We start from the raw sequence: 2,774 nt of genomic DNA, 5'->3' as shown, positions 1-2,774 counted from the left end.
CAAAATAAAACATGATGCTCTTCTAAGAAAATTAAATACCTATCCATCCATGAGACGTTTAATTAAATCATGGCTCAAAGCCGGTGTGATGGATAACGGGACATTCTCACCTACAGAAGAGGGTACCCCTCAGGGTGGCATTATTTCCCCACTCTTAGGAAATATAGCCCTCCACGGAATGGAAGAATGCATTAAAACTTATGCCGAAAGCATGAAAGGAAATAAAGTGGCAAACAAAAATGCCCTAAACCTAATACGATATGCCGACGACTTTGTAATAATGCATAAAAACCAAGAAGTGATAGAAGAATGTCAAAGAATCATCAGCAATTGGCTAAAAGATATGGGCTTAGAGTTAAAGCCAAGTAAGACAAGGATTACCCATACATTTGACGGATTCGATTTCCTCGGATTCAAGGTCAAACAATATAAAACAGGTAAGAACCAGTCAAAACAAGGCTTCAAAACCATAATAAAACCGTCAAAAGAGAAAGTTCTAGAGCATTACAAAAACATGGCGGACACAATATCCCGCCATAACGCAGCACCTCAGGAAGCCTTAATAAGCCACCTGAACCCAAGTATAAGAGGATGGTGTAATTACTACAGACCAGTTTGTAGTAAGGAAACATACTCAAAATTAGACCATTTGCTCTGGAAAAGACTCTGGCGATGGGCAAAAAGAAGACATCCTAACAAGTCAAAATCCTGGATAAAAGAAAAATATTGGGGAACCAAAACGGAAAAACCCAAGAAGTGGTGGGAAGCCCCCAAGGTAGACAACTGGGTATTCATGTCCTCAGAAGACCAATTTCTTCCAAAACACGCCAAAACAAAAATTATACGGCACAAAAAGGTAGCGGGAGTAAGAAGTCCATATGATGGTAACCTAGTATACTGGCTAGAACGTGTGAGAAAACATCCTGAAATGACCAGTCAAAAGGGGAAGCTTTTGAAAAGACAAGAAGGGAAATGTACTCACTGTGGACTCACCTTCCGGGACGGCGACTTAATGGAAACACATCACATCTTACCACGCGCTTTAGGAGGAAAGGACAACATAGGAAACCTTGAACTCCTACACCTACATTGCCATGACAAAATACACGGAAAGCAAATTAACTCGAAAGAATTAGATAGCAATCCATTCTGAGGTACCAATGACAAGGATTCCTAAGATGAGGAGCCGTATGAGGTGAAAGTCTCACGTACGGTTTTGAAGACGAGCCGAGGCGGCAACAAATCGGCTTAGTTTAACCCAGTCAGCGCTCAGAATACCTCACAGAATTGCTCCAATTGCGGCAAAAAGGTTCCTAAAAAGTTGCATGTCCGTTGGCACGATTGTCCACATTGTGGTTGTAGTCTAGATCGAGACCATAATGCAGCGATCAATATACGAAATAGAGCGGAAGGGTTTGAAGTTACCGTAAGATAGTGGAGCCTTAATCAAAAAGTTTTAACCCTTTTATGCATAGCCGACTAACCATAAAGGCTCCACTATCTAAGGTTTCGTCTCTCGGCAGTCCGTTCTTAAAGCCCAGCGCCTCCTAAGGGATACCCGGATTGGCTGGGAAGCCTACACGCTTTCCTGCAAGGTCAGTGTAGGAGCTGTCACGAACTTCTAAGTAAAGATGATCGAGCATATTATTTTGTTCAAGTGGAAAGACGACGCTTCAGCGGATGCGATCGCATTAGCTATCAATGGACTACTGGCCATGAAAGACCAAATTCCTGAGATTGTAGAACTTTCCTGTGGAGAGAACTTTTCCCCCCTCAGGTCCCAGGGATTTCAGCATGCTTTGAGAGTGCAACTGGTCAATCGCGACGCTCTGAGTACCTATACTGATCACCCAGCCCACCAGGAAGTAGTCCAGAAGTATATCAAACCTATCCAAGGGGACATAATCGCAGTGGATTACGAAGTTGACTAGCCTCAAGGATAAAGGACAGGAACTGAGGGGGTAACAAGGCTGCTTGTCATTAAGCATTCAGCCGTCAGCTATCAGCCGTCAGCCGTTGGCCAGGCTACACCGAACAGCTTATTTTATTCAAAAGCACCGATTGCGCTACGGGCAAGCTGCGCAAACAGTAGCACCATTTGTAGCACATAAACACCTCAAGTAGTGTGTCCGTAGCGCATAGGCTGATACGCGACACGCTGATAGCTTACGCTTTTCACCCCATCACTCATTAGTCTTTGGGTGGTATCTCTCCTGCCTGCTGAGCTTTTTTAATCGCTCGTTTGAGAATTAGTACTGCCATTTGGGACAAGGAGCGCTCCTCGGCATCTGCCAATCGTTGAAGCGCTTCTTTGTCTTTTTCTTCCATATAGAGAGTTACGGTTACTTTAGCCATAGGATTAACAATAATTTTTACTCTAGGTTTTTACCCAAACAAACATAAATTAACACAAATAAAAATAAACTATGTGTTATTCCATAAATTGTAATGGAAAGCTTTCTGTAGACCCAATAGACAGGTAGCTTTCCCCGTAAAAAAGAGCTAAAGTTAATCCAAATCTACAGTCACTCCCAATTGGAAGTTGATCACAATAGGTCTAATCCGGAGTAATTAATACAAAGTTTAAAAAATATTGCTACACATCACCGGATCACCGGATCACATCATGGGGTGATCCGGTGATCGGGGGTGATGGATGATCAGACCGGAAGCTTTGACAAGTGTTATACTTAGTGTTATAGTTAAAAAGATTGCTGGTGTAGCTCAGTTGGTAGAGCAGCTGATTTGTAATCAGCTGGCCGCGGGTTCGAATC

At 42.9% G+C, this 2,774-nt stretch carries 4 protein-coding genes and 1 pseudogene; 4 read left to right on the top strand and 1 reads right to left on the bottom strand.

Translation table 11 applies throughout. The features are described from left to right. The 4 genes and pseudogenes from F6K20_RS32875 to F6K20_RS32860 form a co-directional block, all read left to right on the top strand. On the top strand, positions 1–1,153 hold a 1,153-nt coding region (locus F6K20_RS32875; protein WP_287297559.1), incomplete at its 5' end, for a group II intron reverse transcriptase. A gap of 105 nt (positions 1,154–1,258) precedes the next feature. After that, positions 1,259–1,435 (top strand): annotated as a pseudogene (locus tag F6K20_RS32870) (zinc ribbon domain-containing protein); the annotation flags it as partial. A gap of 196 nt (positions 1,436–1,631) precedes the next feature. Beyond that, positions 1,632–1,931 (top strand): Dabb family protein, encoded by a 300-nt coding sequence (locus F6K20_RS32865; protein ID WP_008191711.1) that lies wholly within the window; start codon positions 1,632–1,634, stop codon positions 1,929–1,931. A 43-nt stretch (positions 1,932–1,974) separates the two neighbouring features. Then, positions 1,975–2,124, top strand: a complete 150-nt coding sequence (locus F6K20_RS32860) for a hypothetical protein (RefSeq protein WP_154659994.1) — start codon at positions 1,975–1,977, stop codon at positions 2,122–2,124. 66 nt (positions 2,125–2,190) lie between these two features. Here the strand turns inward: F6K20_RS32860 and F6K20_RS32855 are convergent, their stop codons facing one another. Continuing rightward, positions 2,191–2,355: a ribbon-helix-helix domain-containing protein gene (locus F6K20_RS32855; RefSeq protein ID WP_008191713.1), complete on the bottom strand. Its 165-nt coding sequence runs from the start codon at positions 2,353–2,355 to the stop codon at positions 2,191–2,193. Positions 2,356–2,774: the final 419 nt, after the last annotated feature.

This window comes from Moorena sp. SIO2C4 (genome assembly GCF_010672485.1).
Classification (GTDB): domain Bacteria; phylum Cyanobacteriota; class Cyanobacteriia; order Cyanobacteriales; family Coleofasciculaceae; genus Moorena; species Moorena producens.
Note: the sequence above shows the minus strand (reverse complement) of the source record. Positions and strands in the feature narration are given on the sequence as shown.

What these genes read in the sequence shown, in the direction of transcription:
- F6K20_RS32865 (WP_008191711.1), top strand. Translation starts at nt 1,632, where the DNA reads ATGATCGAGCATATTATTTTGTTCAAGTGGAAAGACGACGCTTCAGCG.
- F6K20_RS32855 (WP_008191713.1), bottom strand. Translation starts at nt 2,355, where the DNA reads ATGGCTAAAGTAACCGTAACTCTCTATATGGAAGAAAAAGACAAAGAA.